The organism is Pseudomonas sp. CVAP#3 (assembly GCF_018986375.1).
Taxonomy (GTDB): Bacteria; Pseudomonadota; Gammaproteobacteria; order Pseudomonadales; family Pseudomonadaceae; genus Aquipseudomonas; species Aquipseudomonas helvetica.
Map to the genome: position 1 here is coordinate 130,880 of NZ_JAHMSC010000006.1, position 25,169 is coordinate 156,048.

The 25,169-nt window shown below is 59.4% G+C and carries 25 protein-coding genes; 9 read left to right on the forward strand and 16 right to left on the reverse strand.

Annotated features, from left to right (window positions below):
* Positions 1 to 26: 26 nt before the first annotated feature.
* Positions 27 to 458 (forward strand): thioesterase family protein, encoded by a 432-nt coding sequence (locus KRR23_RS12855; RefSeq protein ID WP_216742799.1) that lies wholly within the window; start codon positions 27 to 29, stop codon positions 456 to 458.
* Positions 459 to 522: 64 nt separating this feature from the next.
* Here the strand turns inward: KRR23_RS12855 and KRR23_RS12860 are convergent, their stop codons facing one another.
* The 5 genes from KRR23_RS12860 to yrfG all read right to left on the reverse strand — a co-directional run bounded on the left by KRR23_RS12860 (position 523) and on the right by yrfG (position 6,374).
* Positions 523 to 1,008, reverse strand: a complete 486-nt coding sequence (locus KRR23_RS12860) for a glycine zipper domain-containing protein (RefSeq protein ID WP_216742800.1) — start codon at positions 1,006 to 1,008, stop codon at positions 523 to 525.
* A gap of 349 nt (positions 1,009 to 1,357) precedes the next feature.
* Positions 1,358 to 3,706, reverse strand: coding sequence for an FdhF/YdeP family oxidoreductase (locus KRR23_RS12865; protein WP_216742801.1), 2,349 nt, complete (start codon positions 3,704 to 3,706; stop codon positions 1,358 to 1,360).
* Complete coding sequence (fdhD, locus tag KRR23_RS12870; RefSeq protein WP_216742802.1) at positions 3,703 to 4,542, reverse strand: formate dehydrogenase accessory sulfurtransferase FdhD; 840 nt, start codon at positions 4,540 to 4,542, stop codon at positions 3,703 to 3,705. The genes KRR23_RS12865 and fdhD overlap by 4 nt, the downstream gene beginning before the upstream one ends.
* A 95-nt stretch (positions 4,543 to 4,637) precedes the next feature.
* Entirely contained in the window at positions 4,638 to 5,525 is an 888-nt protein-coding gene (locus tag KRR23_RS12875) for a LysR family transcriptional regulator (protein ID WP_216742803.1), read from the reverse strand.
* 186 nt (positions 5,526 to 5,711) lie between these two features.
* A complete protein-coding gene (gene yrfG, locus KRR23_RS12880) occupies positions 5,712 to 6,374 on the reverse strand; it encodes a GMP/IMP nucleotidase (RefSeq protein WP_216742804.1) in 663 nt (220 codons plus the stop codon).
* Positions 6,375 to 6,462: 88 nt separating this feature from the next.
* On the opposite strand from yrfG, the gene nudE reads away from it, so the two are divergent.
* Both nudE and cysQ read left to right on the forward strand, forming a co-directional pair.
* On the forward strand, positions 6,463 to 7,029 hold the full coding sequence (nudE, locus tag KRR23_RS12885) for an ADP compounds hydrolase NudE (protein ID WP_123581516.1): 567 nt from the start codon (positions 6,463 to 6,465) through the stop codon (positions 7,027 to 7,029).
* Positions 7,026 to 7,862 (forward strand): 3'(2'),5'-bisphosphate nucleotidase CysQ, encoded by an 837-nt coding sequence (gene cysQ, locus KRR23_RS12890; protein WP_216742805.1) that lies wholly within the window; start codon positions 7,026 to 7,028, stop codon positions 7,860 to 7,862. Before nudE ends, cysQ begins: the two co-directional genes overlap by 4 nt.
* 150 nt (positions 7,863 to 8,012) lie before the next feature.
* On the opposite strand, the gene KRR23_RS12895 is transcribed toward cysQ, so the two are convergent.
* From KRR23_RS12895 to KRR23_RS12945, 11 genes are all read right to left on the reverse strand, one after another.
* Positions 8,013 to 8,468 (reverse strand): thioesterase domain-containing protein, encoded by a 456-nt coding sequence (locus KRR23_RS12895; protein ID WP_216742806.1) that lies wholly within the window; start codon positions 8,466 to 8,468, stop codon positions 8,013 to 8,015.
* 50 nt (positions 8,469 to 8,518) lie between these two features.
* Entirely contained in the window at positions 8,519 to 9,922 is a 1,404-nt protein-coding gene (locus KRR23_RS12900; protein WP_216742807.1) for a sigma-54 dependent transcriptional regulator, read from the reverse strand.
* Positions 9,919 to 11,727 carry an ATP-binding protein gene (locus KRR23_RS12905; protein ID WP_216742808.1) on the reverse strand — a complete coding sequence of 603 codons (1,809 nt, stop codon included), beginning with the start codon at positions 11,725 to 11,727 and terminating at the stop codon, positions 9,919 to 9,921. The genes KRR23_RS12900 and KRR23_RS12905 overlap by 4 nt, the downstream gene beginning before the upstream one ends.
* A gap of 36 nt (positions 11,728 to 11,763) precedes the next feature.
* Positions 11,764 to 12,645: a dTDP-4-dehydrorhamnose reductase gene (gene rfbD / locus KRR23_RS12910; protein ID WP_216742809.1), complete on the reverse strand. Its 882-nt coding sequence runs from the start codon at positions 12,643 to 12,645 to the stop codon at positions 11,764 to 11,766.
* Positions 12,642 to 13,187, reverse strand: coding sequence for a dTDP-4-dehydrorhamnose 3,5-epimerase (gene rfbC, locus KRR23_RS12915; protein ID WP_216742810.1), 546 nt, complete (start codon positions 13,185 to 13,187; stop codon positions 12,642 to 12,644). The genes rfbD and rfbC overlap by 4 nt, the downstream gene beginning before the upstream one ends.
* Positions 13,184 to 14,059, reverse strand: a complete 876-nt coding sequence (gene rfbA, locus KRR23_RS12920) for a glucose-1-phosphate thymidylyltransferase RfbA (protein ID WP_216742811.1) — start codon at positions 14,057 to 14,059, stop codon at positions 13,184 to 13,186. The genes rfbC and rfbA overlap by 4 nt, the downstream gene beginning before the upstream one ends.
* Positions 14,056 to 15,138 carry a dTDP-glucose 4,6-dehydratase gene (gene rfbB / locus KRR23_RS12925; RefSeq protein ID WP_216742812.1) on the reverse strand — a complete coding sequence of 361 codons (1,083 nt, stop codon included), beginning with the start codon at positions 15,136 to 15,138 and terminating at the stop codon, positions 14,056 to 14,058. The genes rfbA and rfbB overlap by 4 nt, the downstream gene beginning before the upstream one ends.
* Before the next feature lie 230 nt (positions 15,139 to 15,368).
* The gene (locus KRR23_RS12930; RefSeq protein WP_216742813.1) at positions 15,369 to 15,983 is read right to left on the reverse strand and encodes a DUF3916 domain-containing protein; all 615 of its coding nucleotides are present in this window, start codon (positions 15,981 to 15,983) and stop codon (positions 15,369 to 15,371) included.
* A gap of 275 nt (positions 15,984 to 16,258) precedes the next feature.
* The gene (locus KRR23_RS12935; RefSeq protein WP_216742814.1) at positions 16,259 to 16,513 is read right to left on the reverse strand and encodes a colicin E3-like toxin immunity protein; all 255 of its coding nucleotides are present in this window, start codon (positions 16,511 to 16,513) and stop codon (positions 16,259 to 16,261) included.
* A gap of 71 nt (positions 16,514 to 16,584) precedes the next feature.
* On the reverse strand, positions 16,585 to 16,839 hold the full coding sequence (locus KRR23_RS12940) for a colicin E3-like toxin immunity protein (RefSeq protein ID WP_019691250.1): 255 nt from the start codon (positions 16,837 to 16,839) through the stop codon (positions 16,585 to 16,587).
* A 17-nt stretch (positions 16,840 to 16,856) separates the two neighbouring features.
* Positions 16,857 to 18,017, reverse strand: a complete 1,161-nt coding sequence (locus KRR23_RS12945; RefSeq protein ID WP_216742815.1) for an S-type pyocin domain-containing protein — start codon at positions 18,015 to 18,017, stop codon at positions 16,857 to 16,859.
* A gap of 216 nt (positions 18,018 to 18,233) precedes the next feature.
* Here KRR23_RS12945 and KRR23_RS12950 point away from each other — a divergent pair, with 216 nt between their 5' ends.
* From KRR23_RS12950 to KRR23_RS12975, 6 genes are all read left to right on the forward strand, one after another.
* Positions 18,234 to 21,146 (forward strand): aminotransferase, encoded by a 2,913-nt coding sequence (locus tag KRR23_RS12950; RefSeq protein WP_216742816.1) that lies wholly within the window; start codon positions 18,234 to 18,236, stop codon positions 21,144 to 21,146.
* Between the two features lie 213 nt (positions 21,147 to 21,359).
* Entirely contained in the window at positions 21,360 to 22,238 is an 879-nt protein-coding gene (gene aguB / locus KRR23_RS12955) for an N-carbamoylputrescine amidase (protein ID WP_216742817.1), read from the forward strand.
* Positions 22,239 to 22,243: 5 nt separating this feature from the next.
* The gene (gene aguA / locus KRR23_RS12960; RefSeq protein WP_216742818.1) at positions 22,244 to 23,350 is read left to right on the forward strand and encodes an agmatine deiminase; all 1,107 of its coding nucleotides are present in this window, start codon (positions 22,244 to 22,246) and stop codon (positions 23,348 to 23,350) included.
* Between the two features lie 247 nt (positions 23,351 to 23,597).
* Positions 23,598 to 23,798 carry a hypothetical protein gene (locus KRR23_RS12965; protein WP_216742819.1) on the forward strand — a complete coding sequence of 67 codons (201 nt, stop codon included), beginning with the start codon at positions 23,598 to 23,600 and terminating at the stop codon, positions 23,796 to 23,798.
* A 211-nt stretch (positions 23,799 to 24,009) separates the two neighbouring features.
* Entirely contained in the window at positions 24,010 to 24,705 is a 696-nt protein-coding gene (locus KRR23_RS12970) for a DsbA family protein (protein WP_216742820.1), read from the forward strand.
* 25 nt (positions 24,706 to 24,730) lie between these two features.
* Entirely contained in the window at positions 24,731 to 25,126 is a 396-nt protein-coding gene (locus KRR23_RS12975) for a nuclear transport factor 2 family protein (RefSeq protein ID WP_216742821.1), read from the forward strand.
* Positions 25,127 to 25,169 lie beyond the last annotated feature (43 nt).

Below are 25,169 nucleotides of genomic sequence, written 5' to 3' on the forward strand. Positions count from 1 at the left end.
CTGTTCAATTCCAGGAACCGACACTGATGTCCAACCCGATACCCCAGCGCTCCGACTACCGCCACTTCCAGCCGATCATCACCCGCTGGCACGATAACGATGTCTATGGCCATGTGAATAACGTGACCTATTACAGTTTCTTCGACACGGCGGTGAATACCTATCTGATCGAAGTCGGTGGTCTGGATATTCACGGCGGTGAAGTGGTGGGGTTTGTGGTGAGTTCGGCGTGCGATTACTTCGCCTCGATCGCTTTTCCCGAGCGCATTGAAATCGGTTTGCGGGTGGGCAAGTTGGGCAGCAGTTCGGTGCAATACGAATTGGCGGTGTTCAAGGCCGGGGAAGCGGACGCCTGTGCGTCAGGACGCTTTGTGCATGTGTTTGTGGATCGGGCCTCGAATCAGCCGGTGGCGATTCCTGCCGGGTTACGCGGGGCGTTGGAGCGGTTGGTGGTGTGAAACGAAAAATCGCAGCCCGAAGGCTGCGATTTTTTGGAGTCCGTTGCGTGACACTACTCGAGTATCAGTCGCGATAGTACCGGTGGTGATGCTTGCGATGGCCGTAGGCATGGCCACGACCGCGGTGGTCATCATCATCGTAGTAGCGACGGCGATCATGGTCGCGATAGCCACGGCGACCTTCATCGTTGCTCTGGTTGCCCATGTAGTTACCCAGCGCACCACCAGCACCACCACCGGCGGCTGCGCCGATCAGGCTGCCTGATGTGCCGCCCATGCTGCGGCCGACCACGTTACCGCCGGCTGCGCCGAGCGCACCACCGATGGCCGCTTCGCCACGGCTGTGTTTGTTGGCACCCACCGCACTACCACCAGCGCCGCCCAAGGCTGCACCAATGGTCGAGCCGGTGCTGCCACCCAGCGATTGACCAACCACTGAGCCAAGAACCCCGCCCAATGCGCCGCCAACACCTGCCTCGGCGGTGCCACCAGCAGACGCGGCGCCACTGATCAGGCCAAGGGACAACAAGAGAATCGAGGAGAACTTCATGAGAGGAGCCTCAAAGGGATGACGGCGCGATCCTGAGGCTGTGTCGCGATGGTTACAATAGAAATCCGACGAGTAACACGACTTGTGCACAATTTGCTAAGTTATTGTTTTATAGACGGAACTTAATGGATTTTCGCGGGTCTTTAGCTACTTGCGACAGGCCGCTTTGATACAAAAGCGGCCTTTTTTGTGGGCGTTTGGAAAGTGTTCCAACACTGAGTAAGTGGGTGAACATAGTCCTGTGGCGAGGGAGCTTGCTCCCGTTGGGTCGCGAAGCGGCCCCAAGGTTCACGGCTGCTACGCACCCGAGCGGGAGCAAGCTCCCTCGCCACAGAGGTTTGACTTTGTGTCAGGCCAACCTGGCCATGATCAGCCCGGTCTCGCTCGCTGCTTCCAAGCGGATCGCCACGAACTTGGAGGTCGGTGTGTGGCTGCCATCACCGATGCTTTCCAGCGGCACCAACGGGTTCACTTCCGGGTAGTAGGCGGCGGCTTGTCCGGCGGGAATATCGAACGCCAGCAAGGTGAAGCCTTTGACGCGGCGCTCACGACCGTCATCCCAGATCGATACGATATCGGCTTTCTGCCCCGGTTTGAAACCCAGGCGGATGATGTCGGCTTCGTTGACGAACAGCACGTCACGCTGGCCCTTGACCCCACGATAACGGTCGTCGAGACCGTAAATGGTGGTGTTGTACTGATCGTGAGAGCGCATCGATTGCATGATCAGGTCTGGTAACTGCCCGGTGGCGCGGGTGCGCTCGTGCACCAGATCAGCTGGCAGGATGTTCGGGCGGAAATTGGCGCGGCCCGACGGAGTGTGCCAGCGCCGGGCACGTGCGCTGTTGCCCAGATAAAAGCCGCCCGGGTTCTCGATTTTCTGGTTGAAGTCCTTGAAGCCCGGAATAGTGTCGGCAATCAGTTCGCGGATACGGCGGTAATCGGCCACCAGCCAATTCCAGTCGACAGGCGTGGCGCCCAAGGTTGCGGCAGCGATGCCGGCGATGATCGACGGCTCCGAGCGCATCTGTTTCGACAACGGCTGCAGTTGGCCGTTGGAGGCGTGAACCATGCTGAACGAATCTTCAACGGTCACCGCTTGCGCCCCTTCGGTTTGCAAGTCGATGTCGGTGCGCCCCAGGCACGGCAGGATCAGCGCTTCTTTACCGTGCGCCAGATGGCTGCGGTTGAGCTTGGTGCTGATTTGCACGGTGAGGTCGCAATTGCTCAGGGCCTGGAAGGTCCGTGGGCTGTCCGGCGTGGCTTGGGCAAAGTTGCCACCCAGACCGATGAAGACTTTCGAGCGACCGTCGAGCATCGCGTGGATGGCCTCGACTACGTTGTGACCGTTTTCGCGCGGCATCTTGAACTGGAAGCGGCGCTCCAGTGCATCGAGGAAGAATGCCGGAGGGCGTTCGTTTATGCCCATGGTCCGGTCGCCTTGCACATTGCTGTGCCCGCGCACCGGGCACAGGCCCGCGCCCGGCCGACCGATATTGCCGCGCAGCAGCATCAGGTTGGCGATTTCCTGGATGGTCGGTACCGAGTGCCGGTGCTGGGTAATGCCCATGGCCCAGCACATGATCACGTTCTTGCCTTTGGCGTACATGCGCGCCGCTTGCTCGATCTGTTCCAGGGTCAGCCCGGACTGCTCGACGATCTGCTCCCATGAGGTGTCGTCGATCTCGCCCAGGTAGTCGAGCACGCTGACGGTGTGTTCGTTGAGGAAGTCGTGGTCGAACACCGATGGCGCGTCGGTTTGCTGCGCCTCGCGTTCCCATTGCAGCAGGAACTTGGCCATGCCGCGCAGCAGCGCCATGTCGCCGCCCAACGCTGGGCGGAAGTACGCGGTGTTGGTCGGCTTGTCACCGTTGGTGAGCATTTCGATCGGGTGCTGTGGGTGCTGGAAACGCTCCAGGCCACGCTCTTTGAGCGGGTTGATGCACACCACCTGAGCGCCGCGCTTCACCGCTTCGCGCAGAGGTTCGAGCATCCGTGGATGGTTGGTGCCGGGGTTCTGGCCCCAGACGAAAATCGCGTCCGCGTGTTCGAAGTCGTCGAAGGTCACGGTGCCTTTGCCGACACCGACACTTTGTGCAAGTGCAACACCGCTGGCCTCGTGGCACATGTTCGAACAGTCGGGAAAGTTGTTGGTGCCGAACGCGCGGACGAACAGCTGATAGAGATACGCCGCTTCGTTGCTGGCGCGGCCCGAGGTGTAGAACTCGGCCTGATCCGGACTCGACAGGTTTTGCAGATGTTTGCCGATCAGCGCGAAGGCCGCTTCCCAGCTGATGGGGGTGTAACGGTCGGTCTCGGCGTCGTAGCTCATCGGCTCGGTCAGTCGGCCTTGATACTCGAGCCAGTAATCACTCTGTTCCAGCAACGCGCTGACGCTGTGCTTGGCGAAGAACGCGGCATCGACGCGGCGCTTGGTGGCTTCCCAGTTGACCGCCTTGGCGCCGTTCTCGCAGAACATCACCATGCCCTTTTCCGGAGAATCGCCCCAGGCGCAACCGGGGCAGTCGAAGCCGCCGTTCTGGTTGGTCTTGAGCATTATGCGGAGGTTTTTCAGCGCGTTATCACTGGTCAACCAGGCCTGGGCGACGCTGATCAGCGCGCCCCAGCCACCGGCTGGGCCTTTGTAGGGCTTGTAGCGGGGGACGGGTTTCTGGTCGGCTTGACGATGTTGACTCACGCTTGGTTCTCCGTCGCAGGGCTGTAGACCCTCGGCGCACTTTTTTGCGGCAGGTGGATGAGATTGAGGTTGTGCCGGCGTGCCCATTGCACGGCCAGGCCGGTGGGCGACGACAGGCTGACCAGTGTCTGGATGCCGGCGCGCAGCACTTTCTGGATCAGTTCGAGGCTGCAACGGCTGGTGACTATCACCAGTCCACCTGCCATCGGGATGTTCTGGCGAATCAGCGCGCCAATCAGCTTGTCGAGCGCGTTGTGCCGGCCGATGTCTTCACGGCCCAGCAGCAACTCGCCCTGGTTGTTCATGAACACAGCGGCGTGCACTGCGCCGCTGTATTGGCCCAATGGCTGGAATTCACCGATGCGCTGGCGCAGGCCTTCAAGCCATTGTGCGGGGGGCAATGGTGCGCCCGGCAATACGTTGAGTTGCGGCAAGGCTTGCTCTACCGCTTCGACGCCACAGAGTCCACAACCGCTGGTACCGGCCAGTTGCCGGCGCTGCTGCTTGAGGTTCCAGAACGCGCGGCTGGAAATACTGACCTGCGCGTACTGCGCCGAACCGGACCCGCTGAGTTGCAGGTCATAGAGGTCGGACACGTCACTGATGATCCCGCTGCCCAGGCTGAAACCGACGATGAAGTCTTCCAGGTCACTCGGTGTCACCAGCATCACCGCCTGGCTGATGCCGTTGTAGGCGATTGCCAACGCCACTTCCTCAGCGAGCGCGGTGCTGGCTGATTCGCTATGGTCGAGGTTGCAATACTGATAGTTCTGACTGGCGGCTGGCTTGGGCATTTCGAGGGCGGGCGCCCCGCAGACCGGACGCTTGGCTTTCATGGGGGCATTACCGGCGGTTTATCCAGCCTTAAGCCTAGGCGCGTCAATGTGTCACGTCTAATCGCTATTACTGATCTGCCGATAGATGGCGTCGATCAAGAGCTCGTAAGTGATTTCTGATAGTGCGCGAAACACGCTTCAGCCAGTGCCGAGCGCGGTGCACCGCGGCGCATGATCAGCCCCAGCCGGCCAAGGGTTTGCGCATTTTCAATCGGTTGCAGGCGCAAATGCTCGGTCAGTGTTTCGAGCCCGCCTTCCAGTGGCATCACTGCGCAACACAGGCCACCGTGCACAGCTTGCAACAATTGATGGACCGCGTCGGTTTGTAACAACGGCTGCGGGCTGAGACCGCGGCTGTGGAAGTTGTGGTCGATGGACTGGCGAAAGTGCATGCCGCTGGTGAGCATGCCCAAGGGTAGCTCGATCAGAGCCTCCCAGCTCAAGGGCTTTTCACCGAAGCTGAAAAAGCGCTGGTCGTAGAGCAGGCCCATGCGGGTTTCGCTGAAGGCAAGTGAGTCGAAACGCTCGCTATCAAGGCGTTCAAGATAGGACACGCCGAGGTCCAGGCGATTGTTCGCCAAGTGTTCGAGGATCTGCTCGGAGCTCAAGGCCGAGAGTTCGAAGCGCAGGTTCGGGTGTTCGGCGTGCAGTTTCTGCATCAGTGGCAGCGGATCAAAACTCGACAGCGGCACTACGCCCAGGCGCAAGGTGCCGACCAGGTTGCCGCGACAGGCTGCGGCTTCGGCCTGCAAGCCGTCACAGGCGGCCAGCACGGTGCGCGCCCAGGCCAGCACCCGCTCGCCCGGCGCGGTGAAACCTTCGAAGCGCTGGCCACGATTGACCAACGGCAGATCGAGTTCTTCTTCAAGGCTGCGCAAGCGCATCGACAGGGTGGGCTGAGTGATGTGGCAGCGCGCAGCGGCTTGGCCGAAGTGTCGGGTTTCGTCGAGGGCGATGAGGAATTTCAGCTGTTTGATGTCCATCGTCGCTCCGTGGCGCAGGCAAAGGGCGCGATTCTAGCGCTTGTGCCGAAGTTGAGTCATTGGTCGGGCACTGTGGATTTCTAGACCGTGTGATGGCCATCGCGAGCAAGCTTTGCTCCTACAGACGATTACGTGATTACGCGGTCCGTAGGAGCAAGGCTTGCCCGCGAAGCAGGCGATAAGGTCTCAGAGCCCTGCAATGAGCTCTCGATAATCCTCAACCGCTGCAAATTCCGCAGTGTCTTTCGGTTCTTTGCGGCTGTCCGGCTGGCTCACGGCCAACAGATGCGCCACGCCAAAATCCCGGGCACTGCGCAGGATCGGTAATGTGTCGTCGATGAACAGGCTGCGGCCTGGGTCGAAGTCGATGTCTGCGTGCAAGGCGTCCCAGAATTGCGGATTTTCCTTGGCGAAACCGTAATCGTGGGAGCTGATCAACCGCTCGAAGTAGGGCGCCAGTTCGACTTTTTCCAGCTTCAGCGACAACGAGTCACGGTGGGCGTTGGTGATCAGGATCACGCGCTTTCCGGCCTGCTTGATCGCTGCCAGAAAGGTATCGGCGTCCGGTCGTAATGCGATCAGATGGGCGGTCTCGAGTTTCAACTCGCGCACCGGCAGCTTCAGCTCAGCGCTCCAGAAGTCCAGGCAATACCACTGCAACTGACCGGCGTTGCGCTTGAACAACGGCTGCAATTCCAGCTCGGCCATGGCCTGACTGACACCATGCAGCTCGGCATAACGCCTGGGCAGGTGTTCCATCCAGAAATGGTTGTCGTAGTGCAGGTCCAGCAGCGTGCCGTCCATATCCAGCAGAACGGTATCAATGTCGCGCCAGGGCAGTGATGGCATTGAAAACTTCTCCAGCGGTAAAAAGATATCCGACATAAACAATCAAGGAAGCCGCGTTATAGTACCGCGTTCACGCCAAGGAGCCGCCATGCGCCAGAAACCCGAAGTATTAGCCCGCGAGATCGTCGCCACCACCCGCTTGTTCTGCGTTGAAGAGGTGCAGTTGCGCTTTTCCAATGGCGTCGAGCGCACCTATGAGCGATTGGTCGGCAAGGGCGCGGGGTATGGCGCAGTGATGATCGTGGCGATGCTCGATTCCGACCACGCGGTGCTGGTTGAAGAATACTGCGGCGGAACCGATGCCTATGAACTGTCGTTGCCCAAGGGCTTGATCGAACCTGGTGAGGATGTGTTGGCAGCAGCCGAGCGTGAGCTCAAGGAAGAGGCCGGTTTTGGCGCCCGACAACTGGAGCATCTGACCGAGCTGTCGCTGTCGCCCGGTTATATGAGCCAGAAAATCCAGGTGGTGTTGGCGACTGATTTGTACGAAGAAAGCCTTGAAGGCGATGAGCCAGAGCCGATGCGCGTGGACCGGGTCAATCTGCGGGAGCTCGCGGCGCTGGCGCAGAATTCACAGTTCACCGAGGGCCGTGCCTTGGCGGCGTTGTACCTGGCCCGTGATCTATTGACCCAGCGTGGAGTGTTTCAACCGTGAGTGATTTCCCCCAGGTTCATCCTTTGCTGGCCCCTGTGGTCGAGTTGGCGCTGAAGGCCGGCGAGGTCATTCTGCCGTTCTGGCGCACCGGTACCGAGGTGACCGCCAAGGCTGATGATTCGCCGGTCACTGCCGCCGATCTTGCCGCTCATCATCTGATTCTGGCCGGGCTGACAGCGCTTGATCCGAGCATCCCGGTGCTCTCGGAAGAAGACGCCGACATTGCGCAATCGGTGCGCGCCGGTTGGCAGCGCTGGTGGCTGGTCGACCCGTTGGATGGCACCAAGGAGTTCATTTCCGGCAGTGAAGAATTCACCGTCAACATCGCGCTGATCGAACAGGGACGCGTGGTGTTTGGCGTAGTGTCGATGCCGACCAATGGCCGCTGCTACTTCGGTGGCGCCGGACTTGGGGCCTGGCGTGCTGACAAGGATGCTGCGCCGCTGCCGATTCAGGTCCGTGACGTACTGCCTGCTGGCGAAGCGTTCACCGTGGTCGCCAGTCGTCGACATTCAAGCCCTGAGCAGGAGCGCTTGCTCGCTGGCTTGAGTGCCAGTCTGGGTGAGCTGCAACTGGCCAATATCGGCAGTTCGCTGAAGTTTTGCCTGCTGGCCGAAGGCGCGGCGGATTGTTACCCGCGTTTGGCACCAACCTCCCAGTGGGACACGGCTGCGGCACAAGGCGTGCTCGAAGGTGCGGGTGGCGAGGTGCTGGAGTTGAGCGGTGAGCCGTTCAGCTATCCGGCGCGAGAGTCGTTGCGCAATGCGTTTTTCCTGGCGCTGCCGGCCAAAGCCGCGTGGCGCGAGAAGCTGCTGGAACTGGCTCGCTCCTGAGCACACCACAGCCTTGTGGCGAGGGAGCTTGCTCCCGCTGGGTCGCGAAGCGACCCTAATATCAGCCATCGAGAGTATTCAGATGGAACGCGATTACCGGATTACGACCGCTTCGCGGCCGAGCGGGAGCAAGCTCCCTCGCCACAGGGTTTATCGATGCAACACGTATTGCCCTGTAAACGTCACTGCGTCCTCATCGCTATCGACGTTGACGACCCGCGTATGCAACGTCAACCGTGCCCGGCCATAGCGTTGGTACATCGCCAAAAACTTCTTCCACACCGCTGCACTTGGCGCAGCGCAGATTGCGATGCCGTCGCGGGTGACCGGCAGCGGATAGCTGATCCGGCCTTCCTGGATCACGATGTGCCCGCCCTCGATGCCTTCTTCGCGCAGGCGCAAATGCAGCCAGCCCCAACCTGCCAACACCGCGCCGCAATACAGGCTGCCGCCGAACATGGTGCTTTTGTGATTGAAATTGGCCGCCAGCGGTAACTGCAAGCGCAGTTGATGTGATTGCCAGTCGAGCACCTTGAGGCCCATATCCCGCGTGAGGGGAATGTCGCGATGGAGGACGGATTCCAGGTGACGACTGTCGCGGTTCATGCGCGGGCCTCGCAGTGTGGGATGTTTGGGTGAAGGTTAGTCGGCGTGGCTCAATCAAGCTCGTCGGCATTGCTGTTGGTGCCAGCGCCATCGGCGAAGCTCAAGCCGTGTTTGCGCAGTTTGTCATGCAGGGTTTTGCGTGGAATACCCAGCGCTTCGGCGACACTGCGCAGTGAGCTGTGAGTGCGCGCCAGTTCGGCGGCGATCAGGTTCTTTTCGAAGCTTTCCACCTGCTCGCTCAGATTGCCGCCGAGCACTGCACTGTGCGGCGCCGGAGTGCCGTCCGGAGCACCGTTATCCAGCGCCAGTTCCAGGCCCAGGGCGAAACGTTCGGCGGCGTTTTGCAGTTCACGGACGTTGCCGGGCCAGGAATGGCGCAACAGCAGGGCCCGTTGTCCGGGTTGCAGTTCGTGGGGTGGCAAGCCATGGCGCTCGCTGGCTTCGTTGGCGAAATGCTGGAACAGCATCAGCGCGTCTTCGCCCCGTTCGCGCAGCGGTGGAATGCGCAGTGGTGCGACGTTCAGGCGGTAGTACAAGTCCGCGCGAAAACGCCCTTGATCCGCCGATTGGCGCAGGTCTTCCTTGGTCGCGGCGATGATCCGGATGTCCAGCGGGATCAACTGATTGCCCCCCAAACGCTCGACCACCCGCTCTTGCAGCAGGCGCAGCAATTTCACCTGCACGTCCAGGCTCATGCTTTCGATTTCATCGAGGAACAGCGTGCCGCCGTTGGCGAACTCGAATTTGCCGATACGGCGCTTTTGCGCGCCAGTGAAGGCGCCGGGTTCGTGGCCGAACAGTTCGCTTTCGACCACCGATTCGGCCAGTGCTCCGGCATTGATTGCCACAAACGGGCCATTGCGGCGATTCGACAGGTCGTGCAGGGCACGGGCCACCACTTCTTTGCCGGCACCGGTTTCACCGAGGATCAGTACGTCGGCCTTGGTCGGTGCCAATGCGCCGATCTGTTCGCGCAAGCGCAGCATCGGCGCCGACTGCCCGACCAGTCGGGTGCTCAGCTCGTTGCGATCGCTCAAGGCCAGCCGCAGGCTGCGGTTGTCCAACACCAATTGCCGCAGGGCCAGGGCGCGGCGCACGCTGTCGAGCAATGCGTCACTGGCGAACGGTTTTTCGAGGAAGTCATAAGCGCCGGCACGCATCGCCTGCACCGCAAGCGGTACATCGCCGTGGCCGGTGATCAGCAACACCGGCAGTTCCGGGTCCTGGGCGTGCAATTCATTCAACAGTTCGAGACCGTCCATGCCCGGCATGCGAATGTCACTGACCACCACGCCCGGCCAGTCGCGCTCAAGGCGCGAAGCGAGGCCCTTGGCTTCGGCCAACGGGAGGATTTTCAGACCGGCGAGATCCAGCGTCTGGCTCAGGGCCTGACGCAGATGCGGATCATCGTCGATCAGCACGACCTGGATTCGGTTGTCGATCGGGTTGCTCATTCACTGCGGTCCTCGGACGGTTGCAGACTTACACCGGGTGCGCCCGCGCGCAGCCGCAGGGTGATCAGGGCGCCGCCTTCCTTGTGGTTGGCGAACGACAGTTCACCGCCGAAGGCGCGCATCAACGTGTCGCAAATGGCCAACCCCAGACCAAGGCCCTGAGTGCGGGTCTTGGTGGTGTAGAACGGTTCACCGGCGCGACCGAGGGCCTCCATGCAGAACCCCGGGCCGTTATCGCGAATGTACAGGTTGACGCCGTCGGCGGTGGATTCGGCACTCAACCAGAGTTTACGGGGCGGGCCTTTTTCGGTCAGGGCGTCGAGGGCGTTGGCCAACAGGTTACCGAGTACCTGGCGCAGACGGGTTTCGCCGGCCTCGACCCATAGCGTGGCAGCCGGCAGGTCCCGGATCAGTTCGACTTCCATTGCCCGCCTGCGCTTGGCCAGCAACGCCAGTGCATCATCCAGCGCCGGTTGCAGCGCAACGCTTTCCGGGGCGTGACGGTCGCGACGGGCAAAGGCACGCAGGTGGGCGATGATCGAGGCCATGCGCCCGGTCAGCTCGCTGATCAGTTTCAGGTTGCCGCGGGCATCGTCGGTGCGCTGGTGGTCGAGTAGCACTTCGGCGTTTTCCGCGTAGCTGCGAATCGCCGCCAGCGGTTGATTGAGCTCATGACTGATGCTTGCCGACATGGTGCCCAGCGCCGAAAGTTTGCCGGCCTGGACCAGATCGTCCTGGGCGCGCACCAGTTCCTGTTGTGCCTGTTCGCGTTCCAGCACTTCCTGCTTGAGACGGCGGTTGAGCCCTTCGAGGTCGCTGGTTCTTTCGGCGACGCGCGCTTCCAGTTCGCGGCGGGTCTTGGCTTCGAAGGCGATGCGCTGCAAGTAGTGGCGACGGCGTTGCATCATCAGCCCCAGCAGCAACATCAACACCAACAGCGTCGCCCCGCCGATGGCCACTACCGTGCGCACCGGGCGGTCGATCAAGGTTCTGGGCGCGAGGATACTGACGCTCCAGCCGGTTTCTTCGATCTGCTGAGTCTGGATCAGCCAAGCGTCCGGGTTGAGGTTCAGCGGTTGCGGATCACGGGTCGGGTAGGGCTGGACGGCTGAGATCGCGTGGCGTTCTTCGTCAGTCAGCGGTCGGGTCGCCCTGAAGCGCCACTCCGGGCGTGAGGTGATGATGACCACTCCGTTGTGATCGGTCAGCAGCAGTTGCTCGGGGGTTTTACCCCAGAGGCTTTCGGTGTGGTCGAGGTCGACCTTGACCACCAGCACACCAATGATCTGCTCGCCATCGCGCACGGCTCCCGCAAAGAAATAACCGCGTTTGGCCGACGTCGTGCCCAGGCCGAAAAAGCGCCCGAGGCGGCCTTGCATGGCTTCGCTGAAATACGGTCGGAAGGCAAAGTTACGCCCGACAAAACTATCGTGTTTGTCCCAGTTGGACGCCGCCAGGGTCTTGCCGTGGGTGTCCATCAGGTACATGACTTCGGCGCCAGTCTGGGCGCGGATGTCCTTGAGCAGGCGATTGGCGTTGTCGGTGGCCTGCGGCTCAAATGGCGCGGCGAGAACGGCACGCAGGGCCGGTAGATCACCGAGGATCTGCGGCAAGACTTCATAGCGGTGCAGGGTCCCCAGCAGGTTGGCGACGTAGAGGTCCAGCGTCTGGCGGTTTTGTCCAACCAGCTCGCTGCGGTAATAACGCTCGGCCAGGTGCTGCAGTGGCCACAACAACGGCGCCAGGCACAGGGCGAGCAGCGCCAGGCTGCGCCAGCGGGGTCTGCGGGGGAGTGTTGGGGTCATAAGCATCGGGCGCCTGAAGGTACAGGCGCATTATGCCTAGGCTTGTTCGGCAAGACACTCGCGCAACGCGTCGCGCCAGTCGGGTTGGCTGACCTGCCATTGCTGTTGCAGAAGGCGGCAATCCAGACGCGAGTTCAGTGGGCGAGCGGCAGGCGTCGGGTAGTCGCGGCTGGGGATCGCCTCCAGGCTGGCGCAGGTTTTGTGCTGCGTCTGTAAATGTTCGGCGATGGCTTGAGCAAATCCAAACCATGACGTTTCGCCCTGAGCGGTCAGGTGGTAAGTGCCCCAGGCGCCGGGTTGCCCCAACTGCCAGCGCTCGATCAAGGCGCGTGTACTGGTGGCGATGGTGCCGGCCCAGGTTGGTGCGCCGATCTGGTCGGCAACGATGCGCAAGTGCGGTTTCTCTTGCAGCAACCGTTGCATGGTCAGCAGGAAATTGCGCCCGTGGTTCGAGTAGACCCAACTGGTACGCAGAATCAGGTGCTGACCGTTGACGGCGCGGATGGCCTGCTCGCCGGCCAGTTTGCTGGCGCCGTAGACGCCCAGCGGGTGGGGTTCGTCGGTCTCGGTATAAGGCGAGGTTTTGCGGCCGTCGAACACGTAGTCGGTTGAGTAGTGAATCAGCGGGATACCCAGTTCCAGAGCCAGCTCGGCGAGCACTCCTGGTGCTGTGGCATTTATGGCAAACGCCAAATCGGGTTCACTTTCAGCTTGATCGACGGCTGTGTGTGCGGCGGCATTGATGATCAGACTCGGACGTAAAGCGCGAATCTGCAGACGGATCTGCTCTGGATGCGCCAGATCGAGCTGATCGCGCCCCAGCACGATCAGTTCGCCGAGCCCTTTGAGGCGACGTTGCAGCTCGATGGAAACCTGACCGTGCTGGCCGTTGATGAGGATTTTCAGGGGCATGCTCATGCAAATACCTGCGCCTCGCGCAGAAGCTTGCCGGCCTGGTCCTTGGCCGACAGCTGCGGGGTTTGCGTCAGTTGCCAGTCGATGGCCAGATCGGGGTCGTCCCAGCGAATGCAGCGTTCGGCCGATGGGGTGTAGTAGTCGGTGGTTTTGTAGAGGAACTCGGCGTAATCGCTCAGCACGACGAATCCGTGGGCAAAACCTTCGGGAATCCACAGTTGGCGATGGTTTTTTGCAGACAAGCGCACGCCCACCCAGCGTCCAAAATTCGCTGAGCTGCGGCGGATGTCGACGGCGATGTCGAGGACTTCCCCATCAGTGACCCGCACCAGCTTTCCCTGGGTATTTTCCAGTTGGTAATGCAAGCCGCGCAGCACACCTTTCTGCGAGCGTGAGTGGTTGTCCTGAACGAACGTTGTGTTCAGCCCCGTCGCTTGCTGAAAATCCCTGGCGTTGAAGCTTTCGTAGAAAAATCCACGCTCGTCACCAAACACTTTCGGCTCGATGATCAGAACCTCGGGCAATTGGGTGGCGATGACCTTCATTGGTGTGTTCCGGCGAGGCTGAACAGGTACTGGCCGTAACCGGTCTTGCCAAAGTATTCGGCGTGCTTGAGCAAATGATCGCGATTGATCCAGCCCTGGTAGTAGGCGATTTCTTCGAGGCAGGCGACTTTCAGGCCTTGGCGATGCTCGATGGTTTGTACGTACTGCGACGCTTCCAGCAGGCTGTCGTGGGTGCCGGTGTCGAGCCAGGCAAAACCCCGGCCGAACCGCTCGACGCGCAAGTCGCCACGCTGCAGGTACGCATTGTTGATGTCGGTAATTTCCAGCTCGCCACGAGCCGATGGTTTGACCGCTTTGGCGATCTCCACCACCGAATTGTCATAGAAATACAGGCCGGTGACCGCGTAACTCGATTTGGGATGCAGGGGTTTTTCTTCGATCGACAACGCGTTGCCCTGATCATCGAAATCAATCACACCAAAACGCTGCGGGTCTTTGACCCAGTAGCCGAAAACCGTGGCGCCTTCGGTGTGCTCGGCGGCACGTTGCAATTTTTCGGTGAAGTGCTGTCCGTGAAAGATGTTGTCGCCCAGTATCAGGCACACCGAATCGTCACCAATAAACTCCTCGCCAATCAGGAACGCCTGGGCCAGGCCGTCTGGAGACGGTTGCTCGGCATAGCTGAAATGCACCCCGAACTGACTGCCGTCGCCCAACAGATTGCGGTATTGCGGCAGGTCCTGAGGGGTGGAAATCACCAGGATGTCTTTGATGCCTGCGAGCATCAGCACCGAGATCGGGTAATAGATCATCGGTTTGTCGTAGACCGGCAACAGTTGTTTGGACACCCCGAGTGTGATCGGGTGCAGGCGGGTACCAGAGCCGCCTGCCAGAACAATTCCCTTCATCATGCGATCAAGTCCTTGAAGTCAGTGAAACCCAGGCGTTGGCCTTGATAGCTGCCATCCTGGACTCGTTGGCACCAATCCAGGTTATCGAGGTACCACTGCACGGTTTTACGCAGGCCACTGGCGAAAGTTTCTTCGGGAACCCAACCCAACTCGCGTTCGATTTTGCTGGCGTCGATGGCGTAGCGCTGGTCGTGGCCGGGGCGATCCTGGACAAAAGTGATCAGGTCGGCGAAGTGCTCGACGCCTTCAGGTTTTTGCGGCGCCAACTCCTCCAGCAGGCTGCAGATGCTGCGGACTACGTCGATGTTTTTCTGTTCATTGTGGCCGCCGATATTGTACGTCTCACCGACTACACCGTTGGTCACCACGGTGAGCAGCGCGCGAGCATGATCCTCGACGAACAGCCAGTCACGCACTTGCAGGCCGTTGCCGTACACCGGCAGTGGCTTACCGGCGAGGGCGTTGAGGATCACCAGCGGAATGAGTTTCTCGGGGAAGTGGAACGGCCCGTAATTGTTCGAGCAATTGGTCAGCAGCACCGGCAAACCGTAGGTGCGTTGCCAGGCGCGGACCAGATGGTCGGACGCAGCCTTGCTGGCGGAGTACGGCGAACTCGGCGCATAGGGTGTGGTTTCGGTGAACAGGTCGTCGACGCCATGCAGGTCGCCATACACCTCGTCGGTCGAAATGTGGTGAAAGCGAAAGGCGCTTTTCTCAGGCTCCACCAAGCTGTTCCAGTAGGCGCGAGTGGCTTCCAGCAGGCTGTAGGTACCGACAATGTTGGTCTGGATGAAGTCCGACGGGCCGTCGATGGAGCGGTCTACATGGGACTCTGCGGCCAGGTGCATGATCGCGTGCGGCTGGAACCGCGCCAGTATCGCACTGACAGTGGCCTGGTCGACGATATCGGCCTGCACGAATTCATAACGGGTGTTGGTGGCGATACTGCTCAGTGACTCTAGATTGCCGGCGTAGGTCAGCTTGTCCAGGTTGAGCACTTCATGTTCAGTGTGGCGGATCAGGTGGCGAACCAGCGCCGAGCCGATGAAGCCGGCACCGCCGGTGATGAGAATGCGCATGTGGAGTTGCCTTTTCCGTCGAACGATTATGCGTATGGATCATAGCTTGTCGGCAGGAGGGGGGCGGCACAAGAGGGGGGGTGGTCGGATTTTGGTTTTTATGAGGTTTTGTTGAGCTGCGGGAGGGGGGGATTGCGGGCAAACCATGTTCCTGCGATCGCTGTAGCATTCCCGTAGGAGCAAGGCTTGCCCGCGATGGCGGCCTGGCATTCGCCTAAAAATGAAATGTCCTAGCCGAAAAGTTCAGGGTTTTCAGCGCGGAAGGATTTAAAGGTTTTGTATCTCCAGCGCTCTTTCTCGGAGCCATCATCCGCTTCATCGACTTCTCCGAAGTACCAATGCTCAGATTCAAACTTCTGCCCGTCTTCATCCTCGTGAACAAAGTGCAACCCCACTTCATTCATTCCAGCAGGGACGATTAAACCCCATTCGGTGGCGAGGCTTTTGTCGGTGATGCGGGTCTGGCAAAAATGTTCGTAGTCGAATGGCAATACATGACCGCGATAACGGCTCATGTCGGTGTAAATGCAAATCCCGCTGGAGAACATGTCGGGCGTGAGGATTGACGCGACGATTCGGCAGTTGCCGGTGTCTTCGGGTCTGGCCTGAAGCAGGTGATGGGCTGCATTGATGAGTTGTTGCGCGCATTCCTTTTGAATGGCGAAGGTGGTTTGTTTCCCTTCAACCAAGGTTTCCAGGACCGGAATTTTTCGGTTTGCGTAGCCTTGTTCCACGGGAAGCTCGTCCGGAAAGTAACCTTCGTAGCTGGCCGCCCAGGCAGCAAGAGCGCGGAGGCGGCGTGGGATGTTGCGGACTTTTTTGTCTGAGAATGCAATTCGGCGCATAGGGGATATTCTTTCCGTAGGTTAATTCAGCTCAAGCGAAGCTGGTTAAAAAAAGCTCCAGATCTCTGGGTAGCCTTGTTGAGCAGGCTTGCTCGATATCGCAGATTTGTTGCTCGGTGAGTCGATAGTCAAAGACGCAATCATTGTTGTGTTGCCAACCCATAATCGGCATAAGATCGTTTGTCATAATAGGGAGCGTTGTTTCAAAGCATGGGAAGTCTTCACCACGCCGAACACCCATGACCATGTGTACAAGGTTCCCTTCCATCCGGTTTTCACCATTGATCCCTGTAGGCGAATCCCAATTGATAGTCGTGAGCGCTCAGATCAATGGTGTGGTTAAAGTAAGGTTGAATGAGTGCTACCCACTCAGGCAGCACATTGAAAACCCCCTGATTGACTGTGTTTGCAGGCTGCAGGCCCAACGATTCGATGATTACACCGTCGTCCCCGAAGTCCTGTGAGTAAATTTCTTCTTCACAAAACTCGGTAGTTTTGTTGAACCAGTGCAACTTCAATTTCAAACCCATACTGATCTCACATGAATTTTTTGACGTTGCGCTTTTTATTCGCGGGGAGGGCTTCGTTCCCAATTCGTAAATCACCAGTGATTGCGGTACCGAAAAGATATTTGATAGTCGAAAAGGTTAGTGTCTATCTGATGATTGAAATGCGGTTGGATCATCGCTACCCACTTCGGCAGGACGTCAAATCCTCCATCAAATATTTCAGGTTCATTGCTCAGTCCTAGTGCAGCAAGGATGCTGTCGTCATCACCGAAATCTATAGAAAATTCATCAGCAGCTAACGCTTCAGTTTCTTTGTCGTACCACTCCAACCTTACTTTCATTCCCATGTTGCTCATCTCCAATGTCATCTATTGATGCGTCGTTCTTTTTTGGGTTGTCCCCGTCGTTCGCCGGTGTAGGGGTCAAATGCACCGAGATGGCTGAGGTCGCTTTCTCGGTAGGCCTCTAACTCGGCTTTTTTTGAGTCCCATTCATATAGTGTTCGCCCTTTGGCATCTCTCCAGCGTTCACGCAGTCCTCCTCCACCCTGTCTTGGGGTTTTTCTCTTTTGTTCCACCAATCCGGGAAAACCAGTTATTTCGCTGGTTTTCGGTGCTGGAAAGTAGTCATGGTCTGGGGTCTTGCGACCTTTCCACGGTTCGCTCACCACCACGTAAAGTGGCCGCACCCCCGAATCCGCCGGGAATACCAGGATGAAATCCTGATACTGCGGTGGATAAATCGGGTTCACGAGGATGCTGTTGCTCGCCTCGGTGGGCGGGTAGACCCAGAGAGTTGGTACTTGCGGGGCGGCCTCCAGTGCGGGAATGCCGAGGGTGTCTGCTGGGTCGATAGCCGGGGTCCAGATCAGTTCCAGACCTTCGCCGAATACGGCGACCTGTCGGGCTTCGCGTGTCTGGAACTGAATGACCGGGATCCGTTGCCATTCGGCGTTGTTGCCGGTGTAGAAGCCGTAACCCTTGAGGGTGCCGTCAGCTTGTTGCTCGATGCGCAGGCGCACCCGTGAGTTGGCTTGTTCAAGCGAGCGCAGTTGCTCTTCGCTATAGAGGGCGCTGTCGCCCAGCTCGGAGGGCCAGAACAGGGCGACCAGACCGGTTAGCAAACGGGCGGCAACAGTGCCGCCGACTGCTGTGACACCACTGACCGATGACCCGCCCAGAGCAAGGCCGCCAAGGCCGATTGGCAATGCACTGCCACTGATTTTCTTGAGTGGCACGGCGCCAGAACTGTCGGTCTCACGCCCGCCCAGCAGGGCGAAGTTTCCGTAATCTTTCAACGAATCCAGCGGCACGAAACCGGACGGATTGGCGTAATTGATGATGCCGTCCGGCAACTTGCAGGATTTGGCGAAAACGCAGCCCAGCGGTTTGTTGGGGGCGGGATCAGCGGGTCGATTCACCGGCAAATCGGCAATCGGTGGATACAGGTTGGGTGATGGCGACGGCTGCAAAATACGGCGGCGCAGCTGTTCTTTGTACGTCAGCGGGTATGAGCGTTCTGGCATGTGCGGCGGGCTTCCCTGTCCATGGGAGGCAGCCTAGGGGCGTGAGAACGCGCCGAACATTCCTCGGGTTCGACACGTTTCGTGGGAAAGTTCACTGCTGTGTGGCGTGGCCTGAAGCCCCCCGCCGTTATCCATCACTGATCGGTATAAGGGGGTTGCGTATCGCGGTCAGCAGTGGCGATATAGACGCCTTATAAAAATTCCAGGGGTCGTTGTATGTCGCTCGCCACGTTGATTCATCGTGCCAGTCTGCCCAGCCCGCAAGTCACTGCGCAGCAAGCGCTGGAGCTGTTGCGCGAGCACTACGGCCTGAGCGGGACGTTGCAGTCGCTGGGCAGCCAGCAGGATCTCAACTACCGGCTCGACAGCGACCAGGGCCGTTTCGTCTTGAAAATCTGCCGGGGTGACTACGCGGCGCTGGAACTGCACGCCCAGCATGCGGCTCTCAAACACCTGGGCTCGCAGCCGGTTTTGCATGTGCCACGGGTGATTCCGGCGAAAAACGGCGAGGACCTGCTGACCCTGGAACTGGCCGGGCAAGCACTGCACGTGCGCTTGCTCGACTACATCGAAGGTCAATCGCTGACCCACCTCAAACACCTTGGTCATGAACTGGTTGCCGGCCTCGGCCAACTCTGTGGCGAAATGGATCTGGCGCTGGCCGGGTTCGAGCATCCAGGGCTTGAACGTGCCTTGCAGTGGGATGCCCGGCACGCCAATGCGTTGATCAATCACCTGCTGCCGGTAATCCGCGACGAGCGGCAACGAACATTGATCGCCGAGGCCGCGCAACAGGCCGAGCGGCGTTTGCAGCCGCTGATGGCGAAGTTGCCGGTGCAGGCGATTCACATGGACATCACCGATGACAATGTGGTCTGGAAACGGGATAAGCAACGTCACTGGCAGTTGCAGGGCGTCATCGATTTTGGCGATCTGATTCGTACCTGGCGCATTACCGATCTGTCGGTGACCTGCGCTGCGCTGCTGCACCATGCCGATGGCGATCCGCTGTGCATTTTGCTGGCGGTGCAGGCTTATCACGCAGTCAATCCGCTGAAGCACGAAGAGTTGCTGGCGCTGTGGCCGCTGATCGTCGCGCGCGCGGCGGTGCTGGTGCTCAGCGGTGAGCAACAGGTCAGCATCGATCCGCAGAATCAGTACAGCCGCGACAATCTGAACCACGAGTGGGAGATCTTCCGCGTCGCGACCTCGGTGCCGTTTGAACTGATGGAAGCGGCGATTCTGACGGCGGCAGGCCAGTCGTTGCCGGCGATTGCCAGTCAGGGTTTTGCGCCATTGCTGCCGAGCCTGGTCGGCCGCGAGTTTGCCTTGATCGACCTGGGTGTCTTGAGCCCGCATTTCGAAGCGGGCAACTGGGAGCAGGACGGCATCGATCAACGTCTGTTGGTCGAAGCGGCGGCAGCCCATGGTTTGGCGGCCAGTCGTTATGGGCAATACCGCTTATCGCAGACGCGTCCGGACAGTGCCGTCGAGCCGGACACATGCCCGCTGCACGTTGACTTGCAGGTGCCGCAGGGCACAACGGTTGAAGCGCCCTTTGCCGGCGTCGTGCACCTGTGCGCCGACGGCCGCGTGCAACTGGACAGCGCACAATTGAGCGTGCGCCTGTGGGGTGTAAAACCTTCACTGCACACCGGTGCGGCCGTGCTCAAAGGGCAGGTGCTGGGCGAGGTCGGCGGCGCGTTGCGGGTTCAGCTCAGCCGTGGCGCCGAACTGAATCCACCGCTGTTTTGCACACCATCGCGCGCAGCTGCCTGGCAGGCGTTGTGCCCATCGCCCGCGGCGTTGTTGGGGCTGGCTTGCGACGCAGAGGCCGAACTTGATCCGCATACCTTGCTGGCACGCCGCGATGCGAGTTTTGCCCGCTCGCAAAAACACTATTACGTCGATCCGCCGCGCATCGAGCGGGGCTGGCGCAATCACCTGATCGACATGCAGGGCCGCTCCTACCTGGACATGCTCAACAACGTTGCGGTGCTCGGTCACGGCCACCCGCGCATGGCCGCCGAGGCCAGCCGTCAGTGGTCGTTGCTCAACACCAACTCGCGTTTCCACTATGCGGCTATCGCCGAGTTCTCCGAGCGTTTGCTGGCACTGGCGCCGGACTCGATGGATCGGGTGTTTCTGGTCAACAGCGGTACCGAGGCCAATGACCTGGCGATTCGTTTGGCGTGGGCCTACAGCGGCGGTCGCGACATGCTCAGCGTGCTTGAGGCGTATCACGGCTGGTCGGTGGCCGCCGATGCGGTGTCGACGTCGATCGCCGATAACCCCAAGGCTCTCAGCAGTCGTCCGGACTGGGTGCACCCGGTGACGGCGCCGAACACCTATCGTGGCGAGTTCCGTGGCCTCGACAGCGCGCCGGATTACGTGCGCAGCGTCGAACACAACCTGGCGAAGATTGCCGAGCAGAAGCGACAACTGGCCGGTTTTATCTGCGAGCCGGTGTACGGCAATGCCGGTGGAATTTCTCTGCCACCGGGTTACCTGAAACAGGTGTATGCGCTGGTCCGTGCCCAAGGTGGCGTGTGCATCGCCGACGAAGTGCAGGTCGGTTACGGCCGCATGGGCAAGTTTTTCTGGGGCTTTGAAGAGCAGGGCGTAGTGCCGGACATCATCACCATGGCCAAGGGCATGGGTAACGGCCAGCCATTGGGCGCGGTCATTACCCGTCGTGAAATCGCCGAGGCGCTGGAGGCCGAAGGTTATTTCTTCTCGTCGGCTGGCGGCAGCCCGGTCAGTTGCCGCATCGGCATCGCAGTGCTGGATGTGATGAAGGAAGAGAAACTCTGGGAAAACGCCCAGATCGTTGGCGGGTATTTCAAGGAGCGGCTTGAAGCGTTGATCGAGCGCCATCCTTTGGTGGGCGCGGTGCATGGCTCTGGCTTCTATCTGGGCGTGGAGCTGATTCGCAACCGCGAAACCCTGGAACCGGCCACGGAAGAAACCACGGCGTTGTGCGACCGCCTGCGCGAATTGGGCATTTTCATGCAGCCGACCGGCGATTACCTGAACATCCTCAAGATCAAACCACCGATGGTGACCACGCGACACAGTGTGGATTTCTTTGTCGATACCTTGTCGAAGGTGTTGGACGAAGGCCTCTAAACACACTCCCACGGGGATTGCGATAAGTTCGATTGATATCGTGATTTAAAGGGATATTTTCGACTGTATGATTATATATCGCTTTAAAAGCCGATTTTTATCGGTTATAAAGTCGCCTAACGCCACGGCGTAGATCACCGCGCCTGGCCGTTCCCATTTCTGTCATCGGTCGATGCCACAATCGACCCTCTGAACCCGCCCGGGAGATGCTTCATGAGTCGTATCGTTACCGTCGCCGCTACCCAGATGGCTTGTTCCTGGGACCTTGAAGCCAACATCGAGACCGCTGAGAAGCTGGTCCGTGAGGCTGCAGCCAAAGGCGCACAGATCATCCTGATTCAGGAGCTGTTCGAGACCCCGTACTTCTGCCAGAAGCCGAACCCGGATTACCTGCAACTGGCCACTTCGGTTGAAGACGACGTGGCCATCAAGCACTTCCAGAAAGTCGCCAAAGAACTGCAAGTCGTGCTGCCGATCAGCTTCTTCGAACTGGCGGGTCGCGCACGCTTCAACAGCATCGCGATCATCGATGCCGATGGCAGCAACCTCGGGATTTATCGTAAAAGCCACATCCCGGACGGCCCTGGGTATCACGAAAAGTACTACTTCAACCCGGGCGATACCGGCTTCAAAGTCTGGAACACCCGTTACGCGAAAATCGGCGTGGGCATCTGTTGGGATCAGTGGTTCCCGGAGTGCGCTCGCAGCATGGCGTTGCAAGGCGCGGAAATCCTGTTCTACCCGACCGCCATCGGCAGCGAACCGCACGACAAGAGCATTTCGTCCCGCGACCACTGGCAGCGTGTCCAACAAGGCCATGCCGGTGCCAACCTGATGCCGCTGATCGCCAGCAACCGCATCGGCAATGAAGAGCAGGACGGCTACGACATCACCTTCTACGGCTCCTCGTTCATCGCCAACCAGTTCGGCGAGAAAGTCCAGGAGCTCAACGAAACCGAAGAAGGCGTACTGGTTCAGAGCTTCGACCTCGACGAGCTGGAGCACATCCGCAGCGCCTGGGGTTCGTTCCGTGACCGTCGTCCAAACCTGTACGGCGCAATCAAAACCCTCGACGGTTCCCTGGAGTCCTGATCACTATGACTACTTTGCACAGCACGCCTCGCGCTGACGGTTTTTACATGCCCGCCGAGTGGGCGACCCAAACCCAGACCTGGATGGTCTGGCCGGAGCGCCCGGACAACTGGCGCCTGGGTGGCAAGCCGGCGCAGGCCGCTCATGTTGCGGTGGCCAAGGCCATCGCGCGTTTTGAACCGGTGACCGTTGCCGTCTCGGCGGCCCAGTACGAAAACGCCCGGGCGCGTCTGGACGTGCCGAATATCCGCCTCGTCGAGATGTCCAGCGACGACGCTTGGGTCCGTGATACCGGCCCGACCTTCGTCATCAATAACAGCGGCGAAGTCCGTGGAGTCGACTGGGATTTCAACGCCTGGGGCGGCTTTGATGGCGGTCTGTATTCGCCGTGGAATCGTGACTCGCAGGTGGCCGGCAAGATCCTCGAGATCGAGCGCAGCCCACGTTACCGCACCGAGGGTTTCGTGCTCGAAGGCGGTTCGATCCACGTCGATGGCGAAGGCACACTGATCACCACTGAAGAATGCCTGTTGAATCGCAATCGCAATCCGCACCTGAACCGTGCCGACATCGAAGCGGTGCTGAGTGCACAATTGGCTGTGGATAAAATCATCTGGCTGCCGGACGGTTTGTTCAACGACGAAACCGACGGTCATGTCGATAACTTCTGCTGCTATGTGCGTCCCGGTGAAGTGCTGTTGGCCTGGACCGACGATCCGCAGGATCCGAACTACCCGCGTTGCCAGGCTGCAATGAAGGTGCTGCAAAGCAGCAAGGACGCCAAGGGCCGCCCATTTACGGTGCACAAAATGCCGATTCCGGGGCCGCTTTACGCGACCGAGGAAGAGTGCGCCGGTGTCGACCCGGTGGACGGTACTCAGGAGCGTAACCCTTCTGTGCGCCTGGCCGGTTCCTACGTGAACTTCCTGATCGTCAACGGCGGCATCATTGCGCCGAGCTTTGACGATCCGCTGGACGCGCAAGCCAAGGAAATCCTCCAGAACCTGTTCCCGCAGCACGAAGTGGTGATGGTGCCGGGGCGTGAACTGTTACTGGGTGGCGGCAATATTCATTGCCTTACCCAACAACAGCCGGCACCGCACAAAGGTTGAGTGAAGTTGTAACAACTGGTGGCACTGGATTGATCCGCGTTTTATCCGGTTTATGTGAGTGACCCCTTATCTAACCCGCAGCTCCTATGGACTGCGGGTTTTTTTACGTCCAGATGCCGGTCTGGCAGGCACTTTGGCATAGCTCTTGTATCTGTTTGAGAGCAATTCTCGGGAATGTAGAACCGCGTTGTTCTGTCATAAACCTTGGATAAGTTAGCCGCTCACGAACCAGGAGAGAGCGCCGGAAATGAATATGGTCAGCGAGCGGACATTGCATCCCTTGGCAATGAATGGCGAATCGCTTCAGGTGCTGGCGCAATGGTTGAAATCCAACGGAACGCGACAGGTCAGAGAACCTGACCCGCGCAGGATGATGATCGAGCGTTATCCCGCTGGTTTATTCAGTGAGGCAGAACTTGAAGCCTTGTGGGATGTGATTGAAGGATAGAAAGCAAAGGATTGGTAAAGCGCTGCCCGGATGGCAGCGCTTTTTTTTGCCCTTGGAAAAGCGGGTTCAGGTTTGATCCAGCCTGCCGTAGCTTAAACAGGCCATTTGACCGATCTGCGAAACAGACTAAAAGCCATTACGGCGTTTTTCCCTCTCTGCCATAGGAATAGTCTGCCGGCATCGAATTCCTACGACTTTGCTGGAGCTTTCCATGTCTACCGCGACCCTTCATTACATCTACGATCCACTGTGCGGCTGGTGCTACGGTGCCAAACCATTGGTGCAAGCGGCGCAGGCTGTTTTGCCGGTGATTGCCCATGGCGGCGGCATGATGATTGGCGCCAACCGGCAGACGGTTTCGCCTCAACTGCGCGATTACGTGATGCCTCACGATCGACGCATTGCCGAGTACACCGGGCTGCCGTTTGGTGAGGCATATTTCGAAGGCTTGCTGCGTGATCACACTGCAGTGTTCGATTCGGCACCACCAATTGCTGCCGTGCTGGCTGCCGAGCAACTCGCCGGACGTGGGCTGGAACTGCTGGGGCGTTTGCAGAGCGCACATTACGTGGAAGGTCGGCGGATTGCCGATGAAGCGGTGTTGCTGGAACTTGCCGTGTCGATTGGCCTGGAAGCAGAATCCTTCAAGCGCGAGTTCAAGGACGCATTGGCAAACGAAACCCAAGACCACATCAAGAAAAGCCGCGCACTATTGGCGCAGGTTGGCGGCCAGGGCTTCCCGACATTGGTGCTGGAGCAGGACGGTCAATTCACCGTGGTCAACATCAGCCCATGGCTCGGTAAGCCTGAAGCTTTTGCCGCCTGGTTGAGCCAGTCGGTTGTCACCCAAGTAAGCGAAACCGCTTCCCCGGTTCAGGCCTGTGGCCTGGACGGTTGTGCTCACTGATCTCGTCAACTACGCGGAGCGACCCATGGATAACCTGAGCTTGATCAAAAGCACCTACGAAGGTGCCAACTCCCAGGAAAACGCACGCAACACCGCTGCAGCGTTAGCCACCGATGCACAGTGGACCGAATCGGCGGGGTTTCCGTATGCGGGGACGTACGTTGGTTTCGACGCCATCGTCGAGAATGTCTTCAAGCGTCTGGGCACTGAATGGGACGATTTTCAGTTCAAGGTCGAGAGCTATGTCGCGCAGGGTGACAAGGTATTTGCCTACGGAAACTACAGTGGAATCTACAAGGCCACGGGCCGTCCGATGAACGCCCGAGTCGCGCATTTGTGGACTCTGGCGAACGGCAAAGTCACCCATTTCGAGCAGTTTGTGGACAGCCACACGGTGCAATTGGCGATCGCCGACCGGTAAGTTCTTAGACGATTTTCGCCTAATCACAGACGATTCACGAAAT

Excerpts from the sequence above, each read along its gene's own strand:
- KRR23_RS12900 (WP_216742807.1), bottom strand. The coding sequence starts at position 9,922 with ATGAGCAACCCGATCGACAACCGAATCCAGGTCGTGCTGATCGACGAT.
- rfbC (WP_216742810.1), bottom strand. The coding sequence starts at position 13,187 with ATGAAGGTCATCGCCACCCAATTGCCCGAGGTTCTGATCATCGAGCCG.
- KRR23_RS12895 (WP_216742806.1), bottom strand. The coding sequence starts at position 8,468 with ATGAACCGCGACAGTCGTCACCTGGAATCCGTCCTCCATCGCGACATT.
- fdhD (WP_216742802.1), bottom strand. The coding sequence starts at position 4,542 with ATGAAAGCCAAGCGTCCGGTCTGCGGGGCGCCCGCCCTCGAAATGCCC.
- rfbB (WP_216742812.1), bottom strand. The coding sequence starts at position 15,138 with ATGCGCATTCTCATCACCGGCGGTGCCGGCTTCATCGGCTCGGCGCTG.
- KRR23_RS12855 (WP_216742799.1), top strand. The coding sequence starts at position 27 with ATGTCCAACCCGATACCCCAGCGCTCCGACTACCGCCACTTCCAGCCG.
- KRR23_RS12875 (WP_216742803.1), bottom strand. The coding sequence starts at position 5,525 with ATGGACATCAAACAGCTGAAATTCCTCATCGCCCTCGACGAAACCCGA.
- KRR23_RS12930 (WP_216742813.1), bottom strand. The coding sequence starts at position 15,983 with ATGCGCCGAATTGCATTCTCAGACAAAAAAGTCCGCAACATCCCACGC.
- yrfG (WP_216742804.1), bottom strand. The coding sequence starts at position 6,374 with ATGCCATCACTGCCCTGGCGCGACATTGATACCGTTCTGCTGGATATG.
- nudE (WP_123581516.1), top strand. The coding sequence starts at position 6,463 with ATGCGCCAGAAACCCGAAGTATTAGCCCGCGAGATCGTCGCCACCACC.
- KRR23_RS12945 (WP_216742815.1), bottom strand. The coding sequence starts at position 18,017 with ATGCCAGAACGCTCATACCCGCTGACGTACAAAGAACAGCTGCGCCGC.
- rfbA (WP_216742811.1), bottom strand. The coding sequence starts at position 14,059 with ATGATGAAGGGAATTGTTCTGGCAGGCGGCTCTGGTACCCGCCTGCAC.
- KRR23_RS12905 (WP_216742808.1), bottom strand. The coding sequence starts at position 11,727 with ATGACCCCAACACTCCCCCGCAGACCCCGCTGGCGCAGCCTGGCGCTG.
- KRR23_RS12970 (WP_216742820.1), top strand. The coding sequence starts at position 24,010 with ATGTCTACCGCGACCCTTCATTACATCTACGATCCACTGTGCGGCTGG.
- KRR23_RS12950 (WP_216742816.1), top strand. The coding sequence starts at position 18,234 with ATGTCGCTCGCCACGTTGATTCATCGTGCCAGTCTGCCCAGCCCGCAA.
- aguB (WP_216742817.1), top strand. The coding sequence starts at position 21,360 with ATGAGTCGTATCGTTACCGTCGCCGCTACCCAGATGGCTTGTTCCTGG.
- rfbD (WP_216742809.1), bottom strand. The coding sequence starts at position 12,645 with ATGAGCATGCCCCTGAAAATCCTCATCAACGGCCAGCACGGTCAGGTT.
- KRR23_RS12935 (WP_216742814.1), bottom strand. The coding sequence starts at position 16,513 with ATGGGTTTGAAATTGAAGTTGCACTGGTTCAACAAAACTACCGAGTTT.
- KRR23_RS12965 (WP_216742819.1), top strand. The coding sequence starts at position 23,598 with ATGAATATGGTCAGCGAGCGGACATTGCATCCCTTGGCAATGAATGGC.
- aguA (WP_216742818.1), top strand. The coding sequence starts at position 22,244 with ATGACTACTTTGCACAGCACGCCTCGCGCTGACGGTTTTTACATGCCC.
- KRR23_RS12975 (WP_216742821.1), top strand. The coding sequence starts at position 24,731 with ATGGATAACCTGAGCTTGATCAAAAGCACCTACGAAGGTGCCAACTCC.
- KRR23_RS12940 (WP_019691250.1), bottom strand. The coding sequence starts at position 16,839 with ATGGGAATGAAAGTAAGGTTGGAGTGGTACGACAAAGAAACTGAAGCG.
- KRR23_RS12860 (WP_216742800.1), bottom strand. The coding sequence starts at position 1,008 with ATGAAGTTCTCCTCGATTCTCTTGTTGTCCCTTGGCCTGATCAGTGGC.